General features: G+C 67.4%; 25 protein-coding genes. 11 read left to right on the top strand and 14 right to left on the bottom strand.

The genetic code is table 11. The features are described 5' to 3' along the window. Positions 1-37: 37 nt before the first annotated feature. From QNI11_RS14845 to QNI11_RS14825, 5 genes are all read right to left on the bottom strand, one after another. Positions 38-811, bottom strand: coding sequence for an ABC transporter ATP-binding protein (locus QNI11_RS14845; RefSeq protein ID WP_100929846.1), 774 nt, complete (start codon positions 809-811; stop codon positions 38-40). A gap of 104 nt (positions 812-915) precedes the next feature. After that, positions 916-1,641, bottom strand: a complete 726-nt coding sequence (locus tag QNI11_RS14840; protein ID WP_283980700.1) for a phosphate/phosphite/phosphonate ABC transporter substrate-binding protein — start codon at positions 1,639-1,641, stop codon at positions 916-918. Further along, positions 1,638-2,078, bottom strand: a complete 441-nt coding sequence (locus tag QNI11_RS14835; RefSeq protein WP_283980699.1) for a TerB family tellurite resistance protein — start codon at positions 2,076-2,078, stop codon at positions 1,638-1,640. Before QNI11_RS14835 ends, QNI11_RS14840 begins: the two co-directional genes overlap by 4 nt. Positions 2,079-2,132: 54 nt before the next feature. Continuing rightward, complete coding sequence (locus QNI11_RS14830; RefSeq protein ID WP_283980698.1) at positions 2,133-2,576, bottom strand: TerB family tellurite resistance protein; 444 nt, start codon at positions 2,574-2,576, stop codon at positions 2,133-2,135. A 34-nt stretch (positions 2,577-2,610) separates the two neighbouring features. After that, positions 2,611-3,414, bottom strand: a complete 804-nt coding sequence (locus tag QNI11_RS14825; RefSeq protein ID WP_283980697.1) for a 23S rRNA (adenine(2030)-N(6))-methyltransferase RlmJ — start codon at positions 3,412-3,414, stop codon at positions 2,611-2,613. Between the two features lie 427 nt (positions 3,415-3,841). Between QNI11_RS14825 and QNI11_RS14820 the strand changes: the two genes are divergently transcribed. Further along, positions 3,842-4,102, top strand: coding sequence for a hypothetical protein (locus QNI11_RS14820; protein ID WP_100929851.1), 261 nt, complete (start codon positions 3,842-3,844; stop codon positions 4,100-4,102). Positions 4,103-4,479: 377 nt separating this feature from the next. On the opposite strand, the gene QNI11_RS14815 is transcribed toward QNI11_RS14820, so the two are convergent. Then, positions 4,480-6,123 carry a CTP synthase gene (locus tag QNI11_RS14815; protein ID WP_283980696.1) on the bottom strand — a complete coding sequence of 548 codons (1,644 nt, stop codon included), beginning with the start codon at positions 6,121-6,123 and terminating at the stop codon, positions 4,480-4,482. Between the two features lie 419 nt (positions 6,124-6,542). Here QNI11_RS14815 and QNI11_RS14810 point away from each other — a divergent pair, with 419 nt between their 5' ends. Beyond that, positions 6,543-6,938 (top strand): hypothetical protein, encoded by a 396-nt coding sequence (locus QNI11_RS14810; RefSeq protein ID WP_283980695.1) that lies wholly within the window; start codon positions 6,543-6,545, stop codon positions 6,936-6,938. Positions 6,939-7,018: 80 nt separating this feature from the next. Here QNI11_RS14810 and secG read toward each other — a convergent pair whose 3' ends face one another. Together secG and QNI11_RS14800 are read right to left on the bottom strand one after the other, a co-directional pair. Further along, positions 7,019-7,399, bottom strand: coding sequence for a preprotein translocase subunit SecG (secG, locus tag QNI11_RS14805; protein ID WP_283980694.1), 381 nt, complete (start codon positions 7,397-7,399; stop codon positions 7,019-7,021). Between the two features lie 148 nt (positions 7,400-7,547). Beyond that, positions 7,548-7,943, bottom strand: coding sequence for a DUF6524 family protein (locus tag QNI11_RS14800; RefSeq protein ID WP_283980693.1), 396 nt, complete (start codon positions 7,941-7,943; stop codon positions 7,548-7,550). Between the two features lie 163 nt (positions 7,944-8,106). On the opposite strand from QNI11_RS14800, the gene QNI11_RS14795 reads away from it, so the two are divergent. Both QNI11_RS14795 and QNI11_RS14790 read left to right on the top strand, forming a co-directional pair. Next, positions 8,107-9,402, top strand: a complete 1,296-nt coding sequence (locus tag QNI11_RS14795) for an adenylosuccinate synthase (protein ID WP_283980692.1) — start codon at positions 8,107-8,109, stop codon at positions 9,400-9,402. A 4-nt stretch (positions 9,403-9,406) separates the two neighbouring features. Continuing rightward, entirely contained in the window at positions 9,407-9,637 is a 231-nt protein-coding gene (locus QNI11_RS14790) for a DUF2842 domain-containing protein (RefSeq protein ID WP_005856814.1), read from the top strand. 151 nt (positions 9,638-9,788) lie between these two features. Here QNI11_RS14790 and QNI11_RS14785 read toward each other — a convergent pair whose 3' ends face one another. Beyond that, complete coding sequence (locus QNI11_RS14785) at positions 9,789-12,368, bottom strand: hypothetical protein (RefSeq protein WP_283980691.1); 2,580 nt, start codon at positions 12,366-12,368, stop codon at positions 9,789-9,791. Between the two features lie 138 nt (positions 12,369-12,506). On the opposite strand from QNI11_RS14785, the gene QNI11_RS14780 reads away from it, so the two are divergent. After that, positions 12,507-13,190, top strand: coding sequence for a thiamine diphosphokinase (locus QNI11_RS14780; protein WP_100929859.1), 684 nt, complete (start codon positions 12,507-12,509; stop codon positions 13,188-13,190). On the opposite strand, the gene QNI11_RS14775 is transcribed toward QNI11_RS14780, so the two are convergent. From QNI11_RS14775 to QNI11_RS14755, 5 genes are all read right to left on the bottom strand, one after another. Continuing rightward, positions 13,114-14,049, bottom strand: coding sequence for a DMT family transporter (locus QNI11_RS14775; RefSeq protein ID WP_283980690.1), 936 nt, complete (start codon positions 14,047-14,049; stop codon positions 13,114-13,116). The two genes, QNI11_RS14780 and QNI11_RS14775, sit on opposite strands and share 77 nt — an antisense overlap. A 140-nt stretch (positions 14,050-14,189) precedes the next feature. Continuing rightward, positions 14,190-15,110, bottom strand: coding sequence for a DMT family transporter (locus QNI11_RS14770; protein ID WP_283980689.1), 921 nt, complete (start codon positions 15,108-15,110; stop codon positions 14,190-14,192). A gap of 76 nt (positions 15,111-15,186) precedes the next feature. Then, entirely contained in the window at positions 15,187-16,122 is a 936-nt protein-coding gene (locus QNI11_RS14765; protein ID WP_100929862.1) for an AEC family transporter, read from the bottom strand. 236 nt (positions 16,123-16,358) lie between these two features. Next, positions 16,359-17,159, bottom strand: coding sequence for an MBL fold metallo-hydrolase (locus tag QNI11_RS14760; RefSeq protein WP_283980688.1), 801 nt, complete (start codon positions 17,157-17,159; stop codon positions 16,359-16,361). Further along, entirely contained in the window at positions 17,156-17,977 is an 822-nt protein-coding gene (locus tag QNI11_RS14755) for a TatD family hydrolase (protein ID WP_283980687.1), read from the bottom strand. Before QNI11_RS14755 ends, QNI11_RS14760 begins: the two co-directional genes overlap by 4 nt. 723 nt (positions 17,978-18,700) lie before the next feature. Between QNI11_RS14755 and mraZ the strand changes: the two genes are divergently transcribed. From mraZ to murF, 6 genes are read left to right on the top strand one after another with little or no spacing between them, the layout of a single operon-like run. Beyond that, a complete protein-coding gene (gene mraZ, locus QNI11_RS14750; protein WP_100929866.1) occupies positions 18,701-19,207 on the top strand; it encodes a division/cell wall cluster transcriptional repressor MraZ in 507 nt (168 codons plus the stop codon). Continuing rightward, the gene (rsmH, locus tag QNI11_RS14745; protein WP_283980686.1) at positions 19,208-20,203 is read left to right on the top strand and encodes a 16S rRNA (cytosine(1402)-N(4))-methyltransferase RsmH; all 996 of its coding nucleotides are present in this window, start codon (positions 19,208-19,210) and stop codon (positions 20,201-20,203) included. It begins immediately after the preceding gene. A gap of 1 nt (position 20,204) precedes the next feature. Then, a complete protein-coding gene (locus QNI11_RS14740; RefSeq protein WP_100929868.1) occupies positions 20,205-20,552 on the top strand; it encodes a cell division protein FtsL in 348 nt (115 codons plus the stop codon). Continuing rightward, positions 20,549-22,345 carry a penicillin-binding protein 2 gene (locus tag QNI11_RS14735; RefSeq protein ID WP_100929869.1) on the top strand — a complete coding sequence of 599 codons (1,797 nt, stop codon included), beginning with the start codon at positions 20,549-20,551 and terminating at the stop codon, positions 22,343-22,345. The genes QNI11_RS14740 and QNI11_RS14735 overlap by 4 nt, the downstream gene beginning before the upstream one ends. Positions 22,346-22,403: 58 nt before the next feature. Next, complete coding sequence (locus QNI11_RS14730; protein WP_283980685.1) at positions 22,404-23,894, top strand: UDP-N-acetylmuramoyl-L-alanyl-D-glutamate--2,6-diaminopimelate ligase; 1,491 nt, start codon at positions 22,404-22,406, stop codon at positions 23,892-23,894. Then, positions 23,891-25,327, top strand: coding sequence for a UDP-N-acetylmuramoyl-tripeptide--D-alanyl-D-alanine ligase (gene murF, locus QNI11_RS14725; RefSeq protein ID WP_283983518.1), 1,437 nt, complete (start codon positions 23,891-23,893; stop codon positions 25,325-25,327). Before QNI11_RS14730 ends, murF begins: the two co-directional genes overlap by 4 nt. Positions 25,328-25,336: the final 9 nt, after the last annotated feature.

The following is a 25,336-nucleotide window of genomic DNA, read 5'->3' as shown; positions in this document are numbered from 1 at the left end:
CCGGCCCGGCGTATGTGGTCAGACGGTCGTTGCCGCCTCACGCATGAACGGTCGACTGCAGGAACCCCTGCAGACGTTCCGATTTCGGTGCACCGAAGAGCGTCTCCGGCGGGCCCTGTTCCTCGATCAGACCGCGGTGCAGAAAGATCACGTGGTCCGACACGTCAGAGGCCATCTTCATGTCATGGGTGACGATCAGCATGGTGCGGCCTTCCTCGGCCAGCGCCTTGATGACCTTCACCACTTCCTGCTCCAGCTCTGGGTCGAGCGCGGAGGTCGGTTCGTCGAACAGCAGCGCCTCCGGCTCCATGCACAGGGCGCGGGCGATGGCGGCGCGCTGCTGCTGGCCGCCCGATAGCTGGGCGGGAAAGGCGTCGCACTTGTCACCGATCCCCACCTTGTCGAGGTAGCCGCGGGCGGCGCGCTCCACCTTGTCGCGCGGGCGGCCCAGCACGGTCAGCGGCGCCTCCATCACGTTCTGCAGGATGGTCATGTGGGACCAGAGGTTGAACTGCTGAAACACCATCGACAGGTTGGTCCGTATGCGCAGCACCTGCTTCGGATCGGCCGGCCTGCGGGCGTGGCCCGACCCCTTCCAGTGCACCGGCTCGCCCTTGAAGACGATGTCGCCCTGCTGGCTGTCTTCCAGCAGGTTGCAGCACCTCAGCAGCGTGGACTTTCCCGACCCGGACGATCCGATCAGCGACACCACATCCCCACGGCGGGCGGTCACATCCACGCCCTTCAGCACTTCGAGACTGCCGTACGCCTTGTGAAGATTACGGATTTCGATGACGGGTGTTTCGGTCAAGAAGGCCTCTTGCGGGTCCGGTCTGGCGCGTTGCCGGGTATCAACGCGCAATCACGTGATCTTGGCAAGAGGGCAGAGGGCAAAAACGCGCCGCTGACGTTTCGTCAAAGAGGCGGCGGCGCCGGGATGGGCAGGGCGAGATAGGCATCCACCTCCAGGACCACCAGCCCGCGCGGCCCGCCAAGCGCATGCCGGTCCTCGGCGGTCAGCCGGTCGAGCGCGTGGGAGATGCCCTCCCTGAGCGGCGAGAGGTCGGACCCGAGCGCCGCGATCAGGGGCAGGCCGGGGGTGGGGCGCGTGCGTCGCCGGACGGCCAGCCGTTGGGCCAGATCCGGGTCGTATGCCTCCACCAGCCGCCAGGTCACCGCGTCGACAAAGGCCACGTCCGCCGCACCCTGCGCCACGGCCTTCGCCGACGCACGGTGCGCGCCGGTTGGGATGCAGGCGGCGAACGGGGCACCCTCAGTCGCCGCCCAGCCGGACTGGCTGTCGGCGGAATTGTAGGCAAGGCGCAGGTTTTGTTCCGGTCGGTCCTCGCCGATGCGGGTCAGAACGACGGAGTAATAGTGACCGGGGGGCGTGTCGGGCAGGTCGAAGTCGAGGGTGCCCACGTAGTCGACGGACCTGTGCAGGGCGGCGCGAAAGGGCAGCCCGCATGTCTGGGACAGGGCGAGGTCCGGCGCGCGCCAGTGATCCATCCAGTCCTGCGGCAGGTCTTCGGGCGGGGTCAGGGGCGGCAGGCCCGGTGAGGTGTCCCGCACCAGTGTCCACAGCCGCCGCCACGCCGTCGCGTTTTCCTGCCGCCAGTACATCGGCAGGCTGGCGATCATGCCCTGTCTTCGACCCTCTGGCGGGCCAGCGCGCTGTCAACGTCGCTGATGCCCAGCAGGTTCGACACCAGCCGCAGCAGCGCATCTTCGCGGGCGTCGCGGTCGTCGTCCGCCAGCACCACCAGCCAGAGCGCCTCGATCACCGCGATGCGCTGGTCGTAGGGCACGGCATCCTTGATGGCGCGGGTGAAGCGGACGGTGTCGGGCGCCTGCGACTCGAGCTCTTCGGCCTGTGCGCGCAGGTCCTGCGCAGCCTCGGGGCTGAGCGCGTAGCGCGCGGTGGTGATCCGGTCGATGCGTTGCGCTTCGGCACTGTCATAGACACCGTCGGCGCGGGCGACCCGAACCAACAGCGCCGTCAGGGCCAGTCGGGCATCTTCATCCGGAAGCTGCGCGGGCTGAGGATCGGTGAGTCTTTTTAGAAAATCGGCGAACATCAGGGGGATATAACCTCTCTCCCGGTGGCGGCAAGTGGTGTCCCGCGCGGCGGATCACGGAATGACAGAGGCCAGCCGCGCTTCCTCGGAATCGATCCGTTCGATGCCCAGGTGGGTTTCCACGAGATCGACCAGCGCCTGTTCGCGCGTATCGGTGATGCCGTCCGAACGCGCCACCCGCCACAGCGCCTGCACGGCCTCCAGCCGGTGAGCGTAGTCCACGTGGTTGCGAATCAGCCCGGCCAGCTCTGCATCGTCGGCGATCGTGTGGGCCAGCCGCTCGCACATGGCCCGCATCTTGGCGGCCTCGACCGGGTTGAGGTCGTTCCACTCGGCCAGCGTCCGGTCGATCTGCTCGATTTCCTCGAAGAGATACGCGCTGTCCGCTTGCGCCACCCGAACCAGCAGAGTCCCCAGCGCGTATTTCGCGTCCAGTTCCGGCAGCGGTTCAGGTGTGGCCGGCTTGCTGCGGAAGAAGGTTGTCAGGCGTTCGAACATGGAATCCCCCGTGTTGTCGGCGGTCAGGATACTCTCAACGCCCGCTGCGCCGGGGCGGTTTCCGGTCGGAAAACAAACTTCCGGAGAGGTGTTGCAACTCTGCCTCCAGCCCCCAGGGCGGGTTGATGACGAACAGGCCGGAGCCGACCATCCGGTGCCCTTCGCGCGCGGGCGGGAAAGCGACCTCGTGCGTCAGCGCATCGGGGAAGGCGGCCTGAAGCGTTTGGATCATCGGCAGATGTGGTTTCTCGGTCAGGATCGGATACCAGATCATGACGATGCCCACGTTCCACTTGGCCGCGATGGCCTGCACGGTGCGGGGCACGGTGACGTAGTCGGACTTCACCTCCCAGCTCGGGTCGATCAGCATCAGGCCCCGGCGCGGATCGGGCGGGGTGAGCGACAGAGCGAGCTCGAAACCGTCCTGGTTGTAGATCTGGGTGGTGGGGGAGCGGAGGGCTGTGCGGAGGGCGGCGTGTTCCTGCGGGTGCAGTTCGGCGAGGTGCAGGCGGTCGTCGTCGCGCAGCAGGGTCTGGGCGATCATCGGCGATCCCGGGTAGGCGTTCGGGCCATGGGCCGTGCGGACCTGCTCAACCGCAACGCGATAGGGATGCGTGGCGGGGATCTGCTTCGGCAGCCGCGCGATGCCCTGCGCCGCCTCGCCGGTTTTCTGCGCTTCCTCACCGCCCAGATCGTAGAGCGCGCGCCCGGCGTGCGTCTCGATGTAGGTGAGCGGTTTGGGCTTCTTCATCATGTAGTCCAGCGCCCACGCCAGCGCGGCGTGCTTGTGGACGTCCGCCAGGTTCCCGGCGTGGTAGGCGTGTTGATAGGACAGCATGGATGCTGCGTAAGGCGCGCCCTCTGCCGGGGCAAGTGTTCTGACGCGGTGCGACCGGAATTTGCCGGGCCGGCTGGATGTGCAGTGACTTTGCAAGGATGGGGGCAGAAAGTGTACGGGCTTCGCGGCCCGTATATAAATCCATATTTTTCAGTGCTTTGGATTTTGCTTGGATGCGGCTTCGAAGGTCTGGCACTGCCCGCCGGATCGGCAGGGCATACCGGATCCCGGCAGGCCTCGCGGGTACGGCAAGGGGCCGGTGAAACTGCCGGAAACACGCACGTCCCGACATTGCGGCAATCTCCGGTTGATATGACAACACCCAAAAAATGCAACCTTGAGGTTGCCTCGGGGCGGTCTGCTCTGCCCAGATTTTGCCGTCTTGCATTGTAAGCCTCAAGGAAACGAACCGAAGAGGCAGAGAGCAATGTACAAAAGAATCCTCGATATCGTCCTGTGTTCCACGGTTGTTCTGGGGTTTTCGTCCGGCGCGGTGGCGTCGCTGACGCGGGCGGACATGCACGCGCTGTCCGACTACATGATCGCGTCGAGCGGTTTCACCTGCGTCGAGGTGAAGGCCGTCGCGCCGACTCCGGCGGAACACGTGTACCGTGTAAGTTGTGACAACGGCGCGGGGAAGCAGGTCTATGTGATCAACGCGCGGACTGGCGAGGTCTGGCGGACCTGAGCGCCGTTAACGCTGAGCGCGATGTCGTGCAACGGGGCCCCGGGGCGGGCGATCGGGCACGAACTTAACCCCTTTCCAACAAAGGTTGATGGGCTGGAAGGGGCGAACCGGCCGGTTCGAGGGGTCTAACCGGCCGGTTCTTAACCATTGGACCGTGACGCTGCGTCACGGTTCCGGGTTTTTCGTCAAGGTTCTGGTAACCGGGCCGCCGAGGGCACCCGGACCGCCCGGAAAACCGCAGAGCGGGGAAAGAGAACGCCCCGGGGAACACGTCGCAGAACGTGCCCCGGGGCGTTCACGTTTCAGGTCTGGTCTTCGGCCAGGTGACCGGACAGTCGACGGGCGGGAGAGCCTTGGCACGCCCCGCCCAGGCCGGTTCAGACCAGCCGCGACACTTCCTTGGCCGCGCGCACGAAGTCCCGGAACAGCGGGTGCGGGTCGAAGGGTTTGGACTTCAGCTCCGGGTGGAACTGCACGCCGATGAACCACGGGTGGTCCGGCCATTCGACGATTTCCGGCAGACGGCCGTCCGGGGACATGCCCGAGAAGCGCAGGCCGGAGGCCTCCAGCGCCTCCTTGTACTTGATGTCGACCTCGTAGCGGTGGCGGTGACGTTCGTCGATGGTCGTGCGGCCGTAGACCTTCGCCACGCGGGAGCCTTCGGTCAGCACGGCGTCGTAGGCGCCGAGGCGCATGGTGCCGCCCTTGGCGTCGTCCGGGCGGCGGTTGACCTTCTCGTTGCCCTGGATCCATTCCTTGAGGTGGTAGACCACCGGCTCGAACCGCTTTTCGCCGGCCTCGTGGTCGAACTCCTCGGAGCCGGCCTTCTTGACGCCCGCGACGTTGCGGGCGGCCTCGATCACCGCCATCTGCATACCCAGACAGATGCCCAGGTAGGGGATCTTGTGCTCGCGTGCGTATTGCGCGGCCTTGATCTTGCCCTCCGTCCCGCGTTCGCCGAAGCCGCCGGGGACGAGGATGGCATCGTAGTTCTCGAGGTAGGGGCCGGGGTCCTCACGCTCGAACAGTTCCGCGTCGACCCATTCGACGTTGACCTTGACGCGGTTCGCCATGCCGCCGTGGGTCAGCGCCTCGGCAATGGATTTGTAGGCGTCCTCGAGCTGGGTGTACTTGCCGACGATGGCGACGGTGACCTCGCCCTCGGGGTTGAAGATGCGGTCGTTGACGTCTTCCCACTTTTCGAGGTTGGGCTTCGGCGCGGGGGTGATCCCGAAGGCGTCGAGCACGGCCTGGTCCAGCCCCTCGCGGTGGTAGGCGATGGGCGCCTCGTAGATCGACTTGAGATCCTGCGCGGCGATCACGCTGTCGGGGCGGACGTTGCAGAACAGCGCCAGCTTCTCGCGCTCCTTCGCCGGGATGGGCCCTTCGGAGCGGCAGACAAGGATGTCGGGCGCGAGACCGATGGAACGGAGTTCCTTGACGGAGTGCTGCGTGGGCTTGGTCTTAAGCTCGCCGCTGGCCTTGATGTAAGGCAGCAGCGTCAGGTGCATGAAGATGCACTGGCCGCGCGGCTTGTCCTGGGAGAACTGGCGGATGGCCTCGAAGAAGGGCAGCCCCTCGATGTCGCCGACGGTGCCCCCGATCTCGCAAAGCATGAAGTCGACCTCGTCCTCTCCGATGGAGATGAAGTCCTTGATCTCGTTGGTGACGTGCGGGATCACCTGGATCGTCTTGCCGAGGTAGTCGCCGCGGCGCTCCTTTTCGAGCACGTTGGTGTAGATCCGCCCCGAGGAGATGGAATCGGTCATGCGGGCCGGAACGCCGGTGAAGCGTTCGTAGTGCCCGAGGTCGAGGTCGGTCTCTGCGCCGTCGTCGGTGACGAAGACCTCGCCGTGTTCGAAGGGCGACATGGTGCCCGGATCGACGTTCAGATAGGGGTCGAGCTTGCGCAGACGGACGGAGAAGCCCCTTGCCTGCAACAGCGCCCCCAGCGCGGCGGAAGCCAGTCCCTTGCCGAGCGAAGAGACCACACCGCCGGTGATGAAGATGAAACGCGCCATCAGGAAACCCCGTGTCTTTGCCTGTATTTCCGGTCTTTCGAGTGTCGTCCGACCGGGTGATCAGCCGTTGGACAGGCGGCTTGTACCGCATGTGTCATCGGCTGCAACACGGGATTTGGCGTATAGCGGATTCGGACCGGAAAGTCCAGCCGGGGCGCAATATGCTGTTGGCCCCGGCGGGGGGCGGTGCAAGGGATTGTAGGTCGGGATCGTGCCGTCGGGGCGTGACCGGGCTGTGTTCTGCGGTGTGGCGGGCCGGGGCGCCCGGGTCTTGCCGGTCTTGCGGGCGTGGGTCTGCCGGGTTGGCGGGGCTGCGTGCAGCCGGTGCGCTTCAAGGTCGGGAATGACGGACTGTCGCTGCGGCAAAACATGCGGCAGGATCGCCGCATTGACCGAACCAGACATTTTCGAAGCAGGGCATGAGTATGGAACAGTTTTCACTGAACTACGGAAAGATCACCGGGACCTATAGCGAAAGCGGCAGCGCGCTGGGGGGATTCTCCGACGTGTCCGGGCTGGGCACAGAGACCGAGGTGATCGAGTACCGCGAGGGCGGCACGGCGGGTGCCGCGGCGGGCAACGACAACGAGTATCGCTATGTGCCGGTGCGGCGCTTTCTCGGCGAGGACGAAGACGGTTTCGATTTCCGTGACAACGGGGGCGACGGTGACGCGGTGAAGGTGAAGCCGGTCTTCGTGACCTCCGTCCAGACCGGCGGCTCAAGCGGCATGGACGATTACCCGGCCGCTGACGTGGAGGACGGACCGGGCTTCGATGCCTTCGGCACAGGGGACGGGTATTTCGACTTCGGCTGAGTCGCCGGGCATACAGACGAAACGGAAAAGGCGGCCCCGGAGGCCGCCTTTTGTCATGCGTTTCGCCGTTGTGGCGCGTGTCAGTCCGCGCTGGGGACCAGCGGCGCGTCGGTGTTGCCGCCCGAGGACGGCGGCGCCAGCAGGTCGTCGGTGTTGATGTCGCCGCCGGGCGCGGTCGCGGGCTCTTCCTGCGTTGAGCGGCCCGCGGGTGCGAGACGGTCGAGGATCGAGGTCCCGGCAGAGTTCTGCGCCGCGATGATCGTCAGGGTGATCGAGGTGACGATGAAGGCGATGGCCAGCACCCAAGTCACCTTTGCCAGCGGCGTGGTGGGCGCGCGGGCGCCCGCCGGACCGCCACCGCCGCCCATACCCAGGCCGCCCCCTTCATTGCGCTGGAGAAGCACGACTCCGATCAGGCCGAGGGCGAGAAGGAGGTGGATGATGAGGATGACGTTTTGCATTGGTGCTCGCGGTCACGCTTTGGGTTTGCGGTCATGTAGGGGAATGAGCCGGCATGCGCAAGCCGATGACGGGTGACGGCAGGTCGCGGGGGCGGCGAAACGGGCCGGGGCGGCCCTGTTCCGCCCTGCGCCGAGAGCGCCCGCCCGCCTATTCCTCCACGTCGTCGGTATCGACCTGGCCGGAGAGCGCGCGGCGGATGATCGACCAGCTGAGGCCGATGCCCAGCACCACCGAGAGCGCGAGGAGCGCGATCCATGTGGCGAAGCCCGGGTCCGACAGGTCGATCAGCCCGACATCCCACAGGACCCAGAGCGCCGCGCCGACGATCGCCAGCACGAGGATCATCCCGAAGGCGCCGATGGAGCGCAGGGTCGCGCGCAGGTAGATGACGTAGCCGACGAACAGCAGGAGCCCCAGCAGCACGGTGAGCGGTAGCTGGGCTTCGTAGTTGGCGAGCGCCCAGCGGGTGTAGTTCCATGGCGTCGGGTTGTAGGTGGCGGCCAGCAGCAGGAAGGCAAAGAGCCAGCGGGCGAAGAAGGACATGGGCGTCTCCGTCTGGTTTTGGCCTAGGTGGCCCTTGCCACGGCGGCTGTCCAGTCCCGTGGCATGCGGAAGCGGGCGGGATGCCGCACATTTTGCGGTTTCGCGCCCCGGGCACCGACGTTATACGTGCGCGGGTTTGAGAACACCGGAGGGACTCGGGGATATGGCAAACGTGGTTGTCGTGGGCGCCCAGTGGGGCGACGAGGGCAAAGGCAAGATCGTGGACTGGCTGTCCGAGCGCGCCGACGTGATCTGCCGTTTCCAGGGGGGCCACAACGCGGGCCACACGCTGGTGATCGACGGCAAGGTCTACAAGCTGAACGCGCTGCCGTCCGGCGTCGTGCGCGGCGGCAAGCTGTCGGTGATCGGCAATGGCGTGGTGCTGGACCCCTGGCACCTGGTCAAGGAGATCGCGACGATCCGCGAGCAGGGCGTCGAGATCACGCCCGAGACGCTGATGATCGCCGAGAACACGCCGCTGATCCTGCCGATCCACGGCGAACTGGACCGGGCGCGGGAAGAGGCGGCCTCGAAGGGGACGAAGATCGGCACAACCGGGCGCGGCATCGGCCCCGCCTACGAGGACAAGGTCGGGCGCCGCTCGGTCCGTGTCGCGGATCTGGCGGACGAGGCGACGCTGGTCGCGCGGGTCGACCGGGCGCTGCAGCACCACGATCCGCTGCGCAAGGGCCTGGGCATCGAGCCGGTGGACCGCGAGGGCCTGATCGCCGCGCTGAAGGAGATCGCGGCGGAGATCCTGCCCTATGCGGCCCCGGTGTGGAAGGTTCTGAACGAAAAGCGTCGTTCCGGGTCGCGTATCCTGTTCGAAGGGGCGCAGGGTGCCCTGCTGGACATCGACTTTGGCACTTATCCGTTTGTCACCTCGTCCAACGTGATCGCCGGGCAGGCGGCCACCGGGACGGGCATCGGCCCGGGCGCCATCGACTACGTGCTGGGCATCGTGAAAGCCTACACCACGCGGGTGGGCGAGGGTCCGTTCCCCACGGAGCTGCACGATGCGGACGGCCAGCGGCTGGGCGAGCGCGGCCACGAGTTCGGCACGGTGACGGGCCGCAAGCGGCGCTGCGGCTGGTTCGACGCGGCGCTGGTACGCCAGACCTGCGCGACGAGCGGCGTCAACGGCATCTCGCTGACCAAGCTGGACGTGCTGGACGGGTTCGAGACGCTGAAGATCTGCGTGGGCTACGACCTCGACGGCAAGCGGTTGGATTACCTGCCCTTCGCCTCGGAAGAGCAGGCGCGCTGCGTGCCGGTCTACGAAGAGATGGAAGGCTGGTCGGAATCGACCGAGGGCGCGCGGTCCTGGGCGGACCTGCCGGGCGCCGCGGTCAAGTACGTGCGCCGGGTGGAGGAGCTGATCGGCTGCCCAGTGGCACTGCTCTCGACCTCGCCGGAGCGGGAGGACACGATCCTCGTGACCGACCCGTTCGCGGACTGAGCGCATGGCCCTGTCCTACAAAGCGCGGCGGCGGTGGTCGCTGGTGATCCTGGTGATCGGCATGCCGCTTTACGTGGTGGCGGCGGTGACGCTGGTGAACTGGCTGGACCGTCCGGCGATCTGGCTGGAGTTCCTGGTCTACGTGGTGCTGGGCGTGCTCTGGGCGGTGCCCTTCCGCTTCGTCTTTCGCGGCGTGGGGCAGGCCGACCCGGACGCGCCGCGCGACGAGGAGTGACGCCGGGCGGGCGCTGTTTGCCTGACGGCAAAGGCGCCCCGCCCACCATCCCGTGATGGTCCGCTTCGGTCCTTGCCGGCCTGGAAAATGAAAACGCCCCGTCCGGGATGACCGGCGGGGCGTCTTTGTGTCCGGGTGCCGTGGCGGCGGATCAGCCCGCGGCGCGGTCGGGCTTGAAGCTGATCCGTTCGGAGGCGGTGAAGCGGCCCCCGGCGGTCTTCTTGATCTTCCCCTCGCGCAGGAGCTGCCCGAAGCTGCGCAGCCGGTCCTCGCGGCTGGATTCGCTGGCCTCGGCCAAGCGCACGGTCGACATGAGCTGCGGGCGCGAGAACTGGTCGCGGCCTTCGACGTAGGCCATGTAGGCCGCCGCGGCCTCTAGAAGCTCCGGCAGGTCGCTGGCGCCGACCTTCTCGGCGTAGGCGACGAAACCGTCGGCGGAGGCGGCATCCTCCTGCGTTTCCTGCGGCTGGAGGTCGGCCGCGCGGCGGACGCGGCGCGGGCGGACCGGCACCGTGCGGGGCAGGCCTGTGGGCGCGCCCGTATTGCCGCCGATGCGGTCCTCGACCCGCTGTTCGGCCACCAGCTTGAGCGGCGCGGGGCGGGTGACAGGCTGCACCTCGGCGGGGCGTTCGGTGCGGGTGGCGGTGGCCTGCGGGCGGCGCGGACGGACCACGTTGGCCAGATCCTCGCGGTAGGGTTCCTGTTCCTCGGCGGCGTCGGCACGGCGACCGAGCAGGCGGTCGGCCTTGGTCGCGGCGACGGCGGCGCGCAGGTGGGCGATCGCGGTGCGGCGGCGGCTGCCCTCGGGTTCGTCCATCTCCGTGTCGGTCTGGTCCATCAGGCGCAGGGTATCGACGTCCTTGACCTCGCGCTCCGTCAGGAGGGCGCGGGCCGGGCTCGCCATCTTCACCGTCTTGCGGGCCGAGTCGCGGATCAGGGCGGAGAGGGAATCGTCGCCCGCCGCGTCGTCTTCGGCGTGGGGCGTGGAGACGGGGTTGTCGAGGCGCAGCGGCGCGGTTGCGCGCGGCTCATCGTCTTCCTCGTCGTCCTCGTAATCGTCCATCCCGTCGTCGGAGAGATAGGTCTCGTCGTCCTCGTCAAAGGCGTTGTCGCCAGATGTGACGGCGGCGGCGTAGGGAGCGTCCCAGCTGTCGTCCTCGTCCTCGGGCAGCGTCGTGGCGGCGGTTGCCAGGGCGGCGCTGTCGATTTCGTCGTCCTCTTCGTCCCAGTCGTCGAATTCGCCGGTGAGTTCGGCCTTCACCGCCGCGAGTTCGCGGGCGAGTTCTTCCTCTTCCTCGGGCGAGAGGGTGCTGAGGTCGGACATCGGGACCGCCGGCGGTGCGGCTGCGGTGTCCTCGTCGTCCTCGACCTCTTCGATGTGGCCGGCCTCGACCGCGCGCAGGAAATCGGCGCGCTTGACCTTCACCACGCGGGCGCGGGGCTGCGGCGCCGGTTCGTCATGCGGTTCGTCGGCCATGTCCTCGGCAAAGACGTTGTCGACATCGGCGGAGGCGTAGGGGGTGTCGGTGTCGTCCGTGTCGTCGTAGGCCGCGTCTTCGTCGGTGACGGCCTCATCCTCGTCGTCCTCGTCATAGGCGTGGAGACCGGCGAGGGCGGCGGCGATGGAGGGATCGGCGGCGAGCGTGTCGTCGTCGTCCTCGTCTTCGGCGGATTCGCCCAGCAGGCTGGCGATGCTGTCGGCAAAGACGCTGTCGTCCATCGGTTCGGAGACCGGCGCGGCGGACATGTCGTCGGCCAGGGACTTGTCGGAGAAGACGGAAGCGTTTCGGGAGTCGCTTTCCAGTTCACCCAGAAGGGCCGACAGGGCGTCGTCGTCGACATCCTCGATGTCTTCGTCGTAGGTATCTTCCCCGGCAACCTCCGGTTTGGACAGGTCGTCCGCCAGGTGGTCAGTCGCGTCGAAGGCGGCTGCCTCCTCCGGATCTGTGCTGTCGTCCTCTGCCGCGTCCTCCTCGGCAATGGCGTGCGTGTCTTCCACCGCGTCGGCGGTGTCCGGCGCCTCATCGGCGTCGAGGTGGGGTTCCAGCTCGACCTCGGAGACGAAGGCGGGCTCGTCCTCGAAACCTGTGACGGGCTCTGCCGCGTCATCGGCCTTTTCGGCTTCGGCGTCCTGCGCGGCGGCCGCGGCGCGGGCGTCCTCCGCGGCGGCGGTGCTGGCCACCACGGCGCGGATGCGGTCGAGCTTGGCCGCCACGCTTTCAGAGGGGGAGGTCCGCGGAGCAGGCGCGGAGACCTCCGGGGCGGGCGAGGCCGCCGTGTGGTCCATGATCCCGGATGCAGCGCCAGTCATGTCCGTTTCTTCGAGGTCGACGGTGCGTTCGGTCAGAACGGCGGTCGCCTCGATCGTGTCGTCGTCGGGCAGAAGACCGGCGCTGTCGCGGTCGTCGTCGAAGGCCTCGGCCTGATGTGTCGCGGCGCGGGCAGGGCCGGCGGCGAGGGCGGCAGCCAGGGCACCGGAGGAGGCGGCCGCCGCGGACCCGAGGGTGAGCGTGCCTTCCTGTCCCTCGGCAGCGAGCCGGGCGCGCATCATCTCTGTCGCGAGTTCCGGATCGAACTGTGGAGGTTCGGCTCCGAAGAAGCGGTCGGCGTTGACGACACCGCGAAAGAAGTGTGTCGTGTCCTTCACCACGGCGAGCGGATCCTCGAAACCTTCGGCCGTACAGGAGAAGGTGCCGTAAGAAACCGTAAGGATTTTGCTCGAACTCACCATGTGCTGCTCACTTTCATTCGGTATGCAACAGTGCGTTTACCACGATCACCCGGGCCAAAGCTGACCGAATCTGCGCCGTTAAGAGTATCATTTCGTGACCAGATTGTGATCTGTTTCCCAGAAGGCCATTAAGCGTACATGAAGACTAAAATTGTTGAAAGTTCCGGGCCAGTCGTGCTGGTGGGCGGTGGAGAGTGCCATGATGACGCTCTGGCGGTTGCACTTTCCGGCAACAATCCGGTCGTGGCCGCGGACGGTGGTGCCGAACGCGTGCTGCGTCTGGGCCATATGCCAGAGGCGGTCTTCGGCGACATGGACTCGCTTTCCGGCGACATTCAGACCCAGCTAGCACCGGGTGTGCTGCGGCCGATCACCGAACAGGACAGCACCGATTTCGACAAGTGCCTGCGCCATATCGAGGCGCCGCTGGTGCTGGGCTACGGGTTTCTGGGCGCGCGGCTGGACCATCAGCTTGCGGCGATCAACGTGCTGGTGCGGCGGCCGGACCGGCGGTGCGTGCTGGTCGGGCCGGAGGACGTGGTCTGCCTGTGCCCGCCGGACCTGACACTTGACCTCGGGCCGGGGGAGCGCGTGTCGCTGTTCCCGATGGCGGAAGCGGGCGGGCTGTCCGAGGGGCTGCGCTGGCCGCTGGAGGGGCTGCACTTCCGCCCCGGCGGGGCCGTGGGCACCTCGAACGAGGCAGTGGGTCCGGTGCGCCTGACCTTCGCCACCCCGTCGATGCTGCTTATCCTGTCGGTGGCGCACCTGAATGCACTGGTTTCGGGGCTGGAGCGCGCGCCGCGGTGGCCCGCTCGCGCATGACGACGTAAAGGCCCGAGGCGATGGTGATCGCGACTCCCAGCGTGGCCAGCGGCCCGAGCAGGTCGCCCCAGATCAGGTAGCCGACGAAGGCGGCGAAGGGGATCTCGAGGTATTGCATCGGGGCGAGCGTGCTGGCCGGGGCGTACTTCAGCGCCCAGGACATCGTCAGGTGCGCGGTGCTGCCGACCAGCCCCATGAGTGCGATCAGCCCCCAGAGCTGCGGTGTCGGATCGATCCAGGTGGTTTGCGTCATGCTTTCGGGGGTGAGCGCCATGAGCGGGACCAGGATGGCCAGCGCGATGGGGGCTGCCGCCGCCTGCTGCGCGATCGGGTCGAGGCGGCTGCCGAGCTGGCGGCTGAGCAGCATGTAGATCGAGAAGACCAGCGCCACCCCCAGCGGGATCAGCGCGGGCGCGCCCACGTCGGCGAAGGCGGGCTGCAGGACGAGGAGGGTGCCGCCGAAGCCCGCGACGCAGGCGGCCAGCCGGTGGGGCCCGACGGTTTCCCCCAGGAACAGGTGGCCCAGCAGAAGGGCGATGAAGGGCATCACGTAGGCGATGGCGATGGCGTCGGCGAGCGGCAGGTACAGGAGAGAGGTCACCACCAGCGCGATCCCGGCGATGTGCATCAGGGTGCGCAGGAAGAGGAGGCCGAAGGTCGCCGCGCTCATCCGCCATGACCGGCGCAGGGCAATCGACAGCGGCACCAGCACGATGGCCTGCGCAGCGAAGCGCAGGGTGGTGATCTGGCCGACCGAAAGGTGCGGGCCGAGAAGCTTGGCAAGCGCGTCGCCGAAGGGGGCGAGCAGGCAGAAGGCGAGCATCAGACCGATGCCGAGAAGGGGGCGATCACTGGACATGCGGCGACCCTAAGTGCGGCCGCGCGGGAGGTCCAGACGGATGCTCGCCGGGATGTCGGGCGGGCCGGGTTTCACCCGGACGCTCGCGCTTTGCGCATCGCCCCACCCGCCATCCCGCGGGGCGGCTGGAGGCGGCCGGCCTACGGCGGCGGGGGGGCGGCGCGTTCGGGGATCTCCGACAGGCGGCTTTCGCGCGCGATGTTGTAGAGCCCGGAGGCGATGATGATCGCGATCCCGAGGAAGGTGAGCGGGGTCGGGAAGTCTCCGAATATCAGGAAGCCCACGATGGTGGCGCCGACGATCTCGAAATACTGCAGCGAGGCGACGGTCCCCGCCGGGATCAGCCGCAGCGCGAAGGTCAGGAAGACATGCGAGATCGTGGCGACGGTGCCGACCGCGATGAGGGTCATCCAGGCGTAGGGGCTGGGCCAGACCGGGTCGAAATACGTGAGGCCCGTGCCGTCGAGCAGCAGCATCGGCGGGATGGTCATCAGGCTGGCCGCGAGCGCGGTGTGGGCCTGCAGCACCAGCGGGTGCGCGCGCTGCGACATCGCCCGGGTCAGCAGCATGTAGATCGCGAACATCAGCGCGGTGGCGAGCGGCAAGAGCGCCACGACGCCCAGGTCGGCAAAGCTGGGCCGGATGACCAGCAGCGCGCCGCCGAAGCCCACGAGGCTGGCGAGGCTGCGGCGCCAGCCGATCGGCTCCTTCAGGAAGAGCGCGCCCAGCAGGGTCACGATGAAGGGCGAGACGAAGAAGATCGCGATGGCGTCGGCCACCGGCATGTAGCGCAGGGCGGTGAAGAAGCAGTAAGTGGCCAGTGTCAGCGTGGCGGCGCGAGCGAGGTGGAAGACGACCTCCCGGCCGGTGGTGCGGGAGGGCAGCGAAAGCGCCATCACCAGCGGGTAGAGCAGCAGCACCTGGATGCCGAAGCGGAAGGCGAGGATCTGGGTGACGGGGACCTCGGCCGGGGTGGCCTTGGCCGAGGCGTCCATGACCGGCGCGAAGGCGCAGAAGACCAGCATGAAGAAGATGCCGAGCGTGGTGTTCCTGCGGGCCATGGTCGTCCTGTCTTTCGTACTTTGGGGGCGCATCGCCCGGCGGGGCCATGCGCATTGCTCACGTGTTGTGACCGTTTCAGGGCAGAAGTGCCAGCCAGACGGCGGCGGTCAGCACCGAAAGAAGGGTGGCGAAGAGCACGCCCGAGGCCGCGACCCGGCGGGCGCGGCCGTACATGTTGGCGAAGACGTAGGTGTTGATGCCCGGCGCCATGGCCGCGGTCAGCACGGCAGAGCGGAAGGCGCCGGTGGAGATGCCGGTCAGCGTGCCCATCGTCCAGGTGATCGCCGGGTGCAGCACCAGCGAGACGGCGCAGATCATCGCGATCACCCGGAAGTCGCCCTGCGGCCTGTAGCGGAACATCACCCCGCCCATGCCGAAGAGCGCGGCGGGCAGCGCCGAGCGAATCATCATGTCGAGCGCGTCGGTGATGACCGCGGGGAGTTGCAGGCTGGCGAGATTGGCGAAGAGACCGAGCACGATGCCGATGACCAGCGCGTTGCGGAACATCGCGCGCACCACCATGGCGGGCAGTTTCGAGTTCGGTGTGCCGGCGCTTCGGGCGCGCACGATCTCCATCGCGGTGATGCCGATGCCGTAGCAGATCGGCGAGTGCAGCGCGATGATGAGGTAGTTGGCGGCCAGCGCATCGGTGCCGAAGGCGCGCTCGGTAATCGGCAGACCCAGCATGACGGAGTTGGCGAAGAGGCAGCAGAAGCCGATGGCCACGCAGTCTTCCCAGTCGCGGCGGAAGATGAAGCGTGCGGCGAGCAGGCCCACGGTGAAGCAGGTCACGGATCCGGTGTAGAAGGAGACGAGGATGAGGGGGTCGATCTCGGGCCCGAGGTCCAGCGTCCAGAGCGCGCGGAAGAGCAGGCAGGGGATGGCGTATTGCTGGGTGTACTTCATCAGCCCGTCGACGGCAGTGTCGCCGAACCCGCCCTTCCACGCGGCAAGGTAGCCCGCGGCGATGACGAGAAAGACGGGCAGGATGACGCTGAGAAGGGCGAACATTGTCAGGAAAGTCCGGAAATCATGCGGCAACGCCCGGGCGTCGGCAGGAGGATGCGATGTGTGGGGTGCGGGATTGCGCCGCGCCCGGCGCGTCGCGGTGGCGCGCCGGTTTGGCCGGGTGCCGGAGTTGCGGGCCTCGTGCCGCCGGTGGGGCTGGGTGCCTCCGGCGGAGGTATTTCGGGCCAAGATGAAGGGTATCGGGCTGCGCCGGGAACGTGGTGCGCGTCTGGCGACAGTCAGACGGCATAGCTGATGGTCATGCCGTCGTGCGCCGGTGTTATGTGCGCGGGCGTCTCAGCGGCCACGGTGTCGTGGTCGAGGTCGATGTGCATGTTGGTCAGGACGGCGCGCTTCGGCGCGGCCCGCGCGATCCATTCGAGCGCGAGGTCGAGATGGGCATGCGTGGGATGCGGCGTGCGGCGCAGGGCGTCGAGGATCCAGCAGTCGAGGTTCTCGAGATGCGGCCAGGCGTCCTCGGGAATGCGGATCACGTCCGGCAGGTAGGCGAGGTCGCCGATGCGGAACCCCAGCGCGTCGATGCTGCCGTGGTTGACCTTGAAGGGGGTCAGGGTGATGGCGCCGCCCGCGCCCTCGATGGTGAAGGCGCCGTCGATGGTGTGCAGGTTGAGGATCGGCGGGTAGGGCGAGCCTTCGGGCTGGACGAAGGCGTAACCGAAGCGCGCGATCAGGTCGTTCTGGGTGTCGCCGTCGGCCCAGACGTCGAGGCGCTTGCGGGTGTTGAAGACGATCTGGCGCAGGTCGTCGAGCCCGTGGGTATGGTCGGCGTGCGCGTGGGTCCATGCCACGGCGTCGAGGTGGCCCACGCGGGCGTCGAGAAGCTGTTCGCGCATGTCGGGGCTGGTGTCGATCAGCACGCAGGTGGTGCCGTCGGGCGTGGTCCGTTCCACCAGCAGTGAACAGCGGCGGCGGCGGTTGCGCGGGTTGGCCGGGTCGCAGTCGCCCCAGTGCCCGCCGAGGCGCGGCACGCCGCCCGACGATCCGCAGCCGAGGATGGTGAAGCGCAGCGTCGCGCTCATGCACGCGCCTCCCGGGCCGGTTCGCGCTGCCACGCCGCGGCCTTGGCGAAGAGGCGGTCGAAGTTGGCCTCTGTCCTGGCGGCGAACTCTTCGTAGGAGAGGCCGAAGACCTCGGCGCCCTTTTCGGCGGTGTGCACGACGTAGCCCGGTTCGTTGCGCTTGCCGCGGTAGGGCGGCGGCGCGAGGTAGGGGCTGTCGGTTTCCACGAGGATGCGGTCGAGCGGGGCCGCGGCGAAGATGTCGCGCAGTTCCCGGCTTTTGGGGAAGGCGGCGATCCCGGACATCGAGAGGTAGAAGTCGAGGTCGAGTGCGGCCTTTGCCAGCTCGGCGGAGGACGAGAAGCAGTGCATCACGCAGGTATAAGGAGCGGCGCGGTAGCCTTCGGTGAGGATGCGGGCCATGTCGTCGTCCGCGGCGCGCGCGTGGATGATCAGCGGCAGGCCGGTTTCCTGCGCCGCTTCGATATGGGTGCGCAGGCTCCGTTTCTGGATCTCGGCGCTTTCGGCCGTGTAATGGTAATCGAGGCCGGTTTCGCCGATGCCGACGAACTTCGGGTGCTTCGCCATGTCCACCAGCATCCCGGTGGTGACGGGCGGGTGGTCGGCGGCGCTCATGGGATGGACGCCCGCGGCGTAGAACACGGCGTCGTTGTCCTCGGCGATGGCGCGGACCGCGGGTTCGTTCGCGAGCTTTGTGCAGATCGTGACCATCCGGTGCACGCCTGCGTCGAGCGCGCGGGCGATGACGTCGGGCCGGCTGTCCGCGAAGTCCGGGAAATCGAGGTGGCAATGGCTGTCGGTGATGCGGGGCGTCGTCATGGGGCCTCCTTTGCGCCCGGTATCTAGGAGCGTGCCGGGAGGGTCAAGACGAGCGTCCCGCGGGATGGCGTGGGACAGCGTGGGCGGTTTCGCATGGGAATGGATGGGAGAGGGGTGGCTCCGCCGAATCCGTCATGGGCGACTCGGCTGAAATTGGCCGAGTCGCGGTGATTCACGGCGAGGTGAGATGATTCCCTGTGGATAAGAGCGTATATCTGACCCTGAATTGTGGTAAATATGACCCACATCCCATGCGTCATGCCAGCCCGGTGGGAAATCATGGGAAAAAATTTGGGGCGCCAGATTTGCCTACATCTAGTTGGATGTTCCGCGCATCCATACCAGATCGGGCAAGAATGTGGCCAAAATCGGCACTAAATCTTGTTCGGCAGAGGTCCCGCGCACCAGATGAAGGGCGCGGTTGCCGCGAATTCCTGTTGCCACCCATGAATTCCCATGGCAAACCTAACTCACACGAAGAGAGACGGGCAAACGAGGCGCAAACGACCTCACACCGAACTCCAAAAACAACAATAGCAGGTTTCATACAGGCGCCCGCTTTCTTCGTGAACAAAGAGATCCGGCGCGCGGGCGAGCAGACATCCCCCCAGGTGGCGCGCGCAGTCGGAGACACCCGCGATGCGGGTCAGCGGCGGGTTGATCAGTGGCAGCAGATCAACCCGCCGCATTTACGTTTAAGGGGGGCTTGGAGGGCCGAGGGCAGTGGGCCGCAGGCTGAGGTTCAGAGGCGAGAGTCGACACAAGGTCGACACGAAGGGGCGGGTCTCGATACCGGCCTCGTTTCGCCGTGTCCTCGAGCAGGGCGACCCCGAATGGACCGAGGGCCTGAACCCGAACTTCGTCATCGTCTACGGCGACCACCGCCGCAAGTACCTGGAATGTTACACCATTCAGGAGATGGAGGCGGTCGAGGACAAGATCTCGGCGATGACGCGCGGTTCGCGGGACCGCAAGCTCTTGGAGCGGCTCTATTCCACCCAATCCATGACCACCAGTGTCGACGAGACCGGACGCATCGTGCTGCCCGCCAAGCTGCGTGCCAAGATCGGCATCAGCGACGAGGCTTACTTTGCCTCCAACGTCGATACCTTCCAGATCTGGGAGCCCGCCACCTACGAGGCGGAGGAACTGGCGCAGACCGAGAATTACCTCGACGAGCTGCCGGACGATTTCGACCCGGCGCAATTGCTGGACGGGGCGGGGCTGTAAATGGCGGCCGCGGAGCGCATCCAGGGGGAGGCACCGCACGTTCCCGTCCTGCTGGCACCGCTGCTGCGAGAGGTCGCGCCGGTCAGCGGTGTCTGGATCGACGGGACCTTTGGCGCGGGCGGTTATGCGCGCGGGCTGGTGGAGGCCGGGGCGGAACGTGTCATCGGCATCGACCGCGATCCGCTGGCACATGAGATGGCCGCAGGGTGGCTGGACGACTGGCCGGCCATTTCCCTCGTTCGGGAAAATTTCTGCAATATGGACAAGGTGGCCGAGAGCGTCGATGGTGTCGTGCTGGATCTTGGCGTGTCCTCAATGCAGCTCGACCTGGCCGAGCGCGGCTTCTCCTTCATGCGGGACGGGCCGCTCGACATGCGGATGGGGCAGGCGGGGCCGACCGCGGCCGATCTTGTAAATGACTTGCCCGAGAGTGATCTGGCGGACGTTCTTTATGTATACGGTGAAGAGCGGCAGTCGCGCCGGATCGCCCGCCGGATCGTGGAGCATCGCCCGTTTTCGACGACGCTGGAACTGGCCGGGCTGATCGAACGCACGATTGGACGCACGAAGCCGGGGCAGGCCCATGCGGCCACCCGCAGCTTTCAGGCGCTGAGGATCGCGGTGAACGCCGAGTACGAGGCGCTGTGGCAGGGGCTGATGGCGGCGGAGCGGGTTCTGAAGCCCGGCGGCATGCTGGCGGTCGTCACCTTTCATTCGGTCGAGGACCGCATGGTGAAGCGCTTCCTGCAACTGCACGGCGAGAAGAAGCGCCACGTCAACCGTTATGCCACCGAGACGCCCGAGGCCGAGGCGCCGTTCGAGATCGTCACCCGCAAGGCCGTCGGGCCGGACGCGGACGAGCTGACGGCGAACCCGCGTGCCCGCTCGGCCAAGCTCAGGGTGGCGCGCCGCACCGACCTGCCCGCCGCGGCTGTCGAGGCGGACGAGATTGCCATGCCCATGCTCAAGGGCGCGACTTCCAAGGGGAAAAACTGAAATGCGGACGCTGTTGTTCATCCTTTCGGCGCTGGCGGTGATCGGCTCGGGCTACTGGGCCTACCGCGAGAACTACCAGACGCAGGACGAACTGGACCATGTCGCGGGACTGCGCCGCGAGATCGGCGCCGCGCGCGAACGGCTGTCGATCCTGCGGGCGGAGTGGGCCTATCTCAACCGCCCCGACCGTCTGCGCGACCTTGCCGAAATGAACTTCGACAAGCTGCAGCTTCTGGCCCTACGCCCCGACCAGTTCGGGCTGATCGTGCAGGTGGCCTATCCGCTGCCGCCGGAGCTGACCCTGGACGGGGTCGAGGAAGTCACCACGAGGGGAGCGACCAACCCATGACACGCGTGCCGCTGCGCCCGTTGGCGCGCATTCTCGAAGCCCGCCGCAAGGGCGAGAACCCCGACGCCATCGAGAAGGAAAACCGCCGGATCCGCCACGAGGCGATGCGCGACAGGATGCGCCTGCGCGCCGAGGGCCGCCTGCTGGTGCTGGCGATGATGTTCTTCTGCGCCTACGCCGTGATCGGGGCCCGCATGGGCATGTTGTCGGCGTCGGAGCCGGAAGAGCCGCGGGCCCAGGCGTCAGGGGCGTCGATCATCGCGAGCCGGGCCGACATCGTGGACCGCCACGGCCGCATCCTTGCGACCAACATGTCGACGCATTCGCTGTACGCCCATCCCAACCAGATGATCGACCCGGAGCGGGCGGCGCTGCGACTGGCCGAGATATTCCCCGATCTCGACGGGGAGAAGATGGCCAAGCGGTTCATGGACCCGAAGCGCAAGTTCCTGTGGGTGAAGAAGAAACTGAGCCCTGAGCAGATGCAGGCGGTGCATGATATCGGCGAGCCCGGTCTTCTGTTCGGCCCGCGCGAGATGCGGCTTTACCCCAACGGCGCGCTGGCTTCGCACGTTCTGGGCGGCGCCTCCTTCGGGGCAGAGGGCGTGCATTCCGCCGAGGTGATCGGCACGGCGGGGATCGAGAAGTTCTTTGACAAGGAGCTGCGCGACCCGGGCCGCGAGGGCGTGCCGCTGACGCTGTCCATCGACCTGACGGTGCAGGCGGCGGCCGAGGAGGTGCTGGACGCCGGCATGAAGCTGATGAACGCCAGGGGCGCGGCATCGGTGCTGATGGACGTGCACACCGGCGAGGTTCTGTCGATCGTGTCGCTGCCGGACTTCGATCCGAACGACCGTCCGCGCCCGCCGACCCAGGGGCGCCCGTCCGACTCGCCGCTTTTCAACCGCGCGGTGCAGGGGGTGTACGAGCTGGGCTCCACCTTCAAGATCTTCGCGGCGGCGCAGGCCATGCAGCTTGGGCTCGTCACCGCGCAGTCGGTGATCGACACCGCGCCTCCCTTCAAGGTCGGCGGCCACCGGATCGGCGAGTTCGACAACCACAACTACGGGAAGCTGACGGTCGAGAAGATCATCGTGAAGTCGTCGAACCGCGGCACGGGCAAGCTGGCACTGGCCATCGGCCCGACCCGCCAGCAGGAGTTCCTGAAGGCCATGGGCTTGTTCGATGCCACGCCGCTGGAGATCGTAGAGGCGTCCGGGGGCAAGCCGCTCTGGCCGTCGCGCTGGACCGACCTGTCGGCGGTGACGATTTCCTACGGTCACGGGATTTCCACGACGCCGCTGCACCTTGCAGCGGGCTACGCGGCCATCGCCAACGGCGGGCACATCGTGAAGCCGACACTGCTGAAGCAGTCCGGTCCGCGCTACCAGGACGTGATCCTGAGGAAGGACGTGGCGCAGGACGCGCTGCACATGCTGCGGCAGGTCGTGGCAAGCGAGGATGGCACGGCCTCCTTCGCGGAGGTGCCCGGATACCACGTCGGCGGCAAGACCGGCTCGGCGGAGAAGCCCAAGGAAAACGGCGGCGGCTACTACAAGGACAAGAACATCAACACCTTCGCGTCGATCTTTCCGGCCAACGATCCGAAGTACGTGCTGGTCGTGACGCTGGACGAGCCGGTGGAGACCTCCGGGTCGAAGCCGCGCCGCACCGCGGGCTGGACGGCAGTGCCGGTCGCGGCCGAGATGATCGGCAGGATTGCGCCGCTGTTGGGCTTGCGTCCGGACTACGAAACGGGGCAATTGGACGTCAGCATGAGTGCCTCGGACTAGGGAGCTGGCAACCGCCGGGGCAGGGATAATGTGCCAGCGAAAAGCCGGGAAATCTGAGATGTCGTCTGACGGGACAGTGGTGAAAAGCCTTCGGGACCTAGGCCTGACGGCCCGGGGCGGGCGTGACGTGAAGGTCACCGGCCTAGCGGTCGACAGCCGCGATGTGCGGGAGGGCTACCTGTTCGCCGCCCTGCCGGGCACGCGCGTCCACGGGGCCGAATTCATTCAGTACGCGCTGCGGATGGGCGCGGGGGCGGTGCTGACCGATGCCGCCGGGGCGAAGATCGCCGCGGACGTGCTGGGCGGGGCCGACGCGGCGCTGATCGTGGCCGAAGATCCGCGGCAGGCGCTGGCCTATACATCCGCCCTGTGGTTCGGCGCGCAGCCGGAAACCATGGTGGCGGTTACCGGAACAAACGGAAAGACTTCGGTGGCGACCTTCACGCGGCAGATCTGGCAGGAGCTGGGTCTGCGCGCGGTCAATGTCGGCACCACGGGTGTCGAGGGCGACTGGAGCGCACCGCTGAAACACACCACGCCGGAGCCGATCACCCTGCACCGGATGCTGGCCGGCGCGGCGGAGGCGGGCGTGACCCACGCCGCGATGGAGGCCTCGTCCCACGGTCTGTCGCAGCGGCGGCTCGACGGGGTGCAGCTCATGGCGGCGGGGTTCACCAACTTCACGCAGGATCACCTCGACTATCACACGAGCTTCGAGGACTACTTTGCCGAAAAGGCGGGGCTTTTCGCCCGTGTCCTGCCGGAGGACGGGGTGGCCGTCATCAACATCGACGACCCGCGCGGCGTCGACATGGTGGCGATTGCCCGGGCGCGCGGGCAGGAGGTTCTGACCGTCGGTCGCGAAGCCGCGGACATCTGTCTCGAGGCGCAGCGCTTTGACGCCACGGGGCAGGAGATCCGGCTGAGCTTTGAAGGCGAGGTGCGGCAGGAGCGGCTTGGCCTGATCGGCGGCTTCCAGGCGGAGAACGTGCTCTTGGCGGCGGGTCTGGTCATCGCCTGTGGCGGCGACCCGGACGACGTGTTCGACGTGCTGCCGCTGCTGGGCACGGTGCGCGGACGGATGCAACTGGCGGCGATGCGCGACAACGGCGCGGCGGTTTTCGTCGATTACGCCCACACGCCCGATGCGGTGGCGACCGCGATCCAGGCACTGCGCCCGCACGTCATGGGCCGCCTCGTTGCCATCGTCGGCGCGGGCGGCGACCGCGATACGGGCAAGCGGCCCCTGATGGGGCAGGCCGCGGCAGAGTTCGCCGACAGCGTGATCGTGACCGACGACAACCCCCGCTCCGAAGACCCGGCGTCGATCCGCGCCATGGTCATGGAGGGCGCGCCGGAAGCGCTGGAAGTGGGCGACCGGGCAGAGGCGATCCTGCGCGGCGTCGATGCCTTGGGACCGGGCGATGCGCTGCTGATCTGCGGCAAGGGGCATGAGACCGGCCAGATCGTGGGTGACACGGTCTATCCCTTCGACGACGCGGAACAGGCCAGCGTTGCCGTGTCGGCACTGGACGGAAAGGGGCTCTGATGCTCTGGACGGCGGCAGAGGCGGCGGCGGCCACCGGCGGACGCGTGGCATCCGACTGGCAGGTCTCGGGCGTGTCCATCGACACGCGCACCATCGAACCGGGCGATCTGTTCGTGGCGCTGAAGGCGGCGCGGGACGGGCACGACTTTGTCGCGCAGGCGCTGGAGAAGGGCGCGGCGGCGGCACTGGTCAGCCGGATTCCAGAGGGTGTGGACAACCCCGAAAAGCTGTTGCTGGTCGATGATGTGCAGACCGGACTTGAAGCTTTGGGCAAAGCGGCGCGCGCGCGGTTCGCGGGCCGCGTCGTGGCGGTGACCGGATCGGTCGGCAAGACCTCCACCAAGGAGATGCTGCGCACCGTCCTGTCGGCGCAGGGCACGGTGCATGCCGCCGAGAAATCCTACAACAACCACTGGGGCGTGCCGCTGACACTGGCGCGGATGCCGAAGGACGCCGATTTCGCGGTGATAGAGATCGGCATGAACCACCCCGGGGAAATCGCGCCGCTGGCCCGCATGGCCCGGCCGCATGTGGCCATGGTGACCATCGTCGCGCCGGCGCATCTTGCCGCCTTCGAGAACCTCGAAGGGATCGCACGGGAAAAGGCGTCGATCTTCGAGGGGCTGGAGCCGCGCGGCATCGCGATCTACAACGGCGACCTCGCGGTGAGCCCGATCCTGCGCGACAAGGCGGCAGAGATGGCGCGGCGGTCGATCTCGTTCGGCGAGGCGGCGGGCAACCACCACCGGCTGACCTCGGTGCAGGTGATGGACGCCTGCACGGTGGCGACGGGCCGGGCGTGGCGCGTGCCGCTGCTGTTCAAGGTCATGGTGCCGGGGCGGCATTTCGCGATGAACGCGATGGGCGCCATCGCGGTGATCTCGGCCCTTGGGCTGGACCGGGCGCTGGCGATCAACGCGCTGGCCCTTTGGAACGCAGGCGCCGGCCGCGGGCTGCGCGAGCGCATCCGGCTGGACCGCGTCGACGACCGGCTGACACTGGAACTGATCGACGACGCCTACAATTCGAACCCCGCGAGCCTCGGTGCCGCGCTGGAGGTGCTGGCCGCCGCCGAGACGCATGACCATGTGGGCCGCCGCGACAAGGGGCGCCGGATCGCCTACCTGGGCGACATGAAGGAACTGGGGGCACAGGAAATCGCCCTGCACGAGGCGCTGGCCAACAGCCCGTGGATCGAGAAGATCGACCTCGTGCATTGTGTGGGTCCGCTGATGCGCGCGCTGTGGCTGAAGCTGCCGCGCGAGAAGCGCGGACACTGGACCGAGACGAGCGACAAGATGGCCGAACGCGTGGCCCGCGACCTCGACGCGGGTGACGTGGTGTTAGCCAAGGGATCGCTTTCGATGGGGCTGGGACGCGTGGTTGACGCCATCCGGAAAATGCGCCAAGCCCCCGCAGACATGGACGGTTGAGAGGACCAA

The sequence above is a fragment of the Sagittula sp. MA-2 genome (assembly GCF_030126985.1).
Classification (GTDB): domain Bacteria; phylum Pseudomonadota; class Alphaproteobacteria; order Rhodobacterales; family Rhodobacteraceae; genus Sagittula.
Note: the sequence above shows the minus strand (reverse complement) of the source record. Positions and strands in the feature narration are given on the sequence as shown.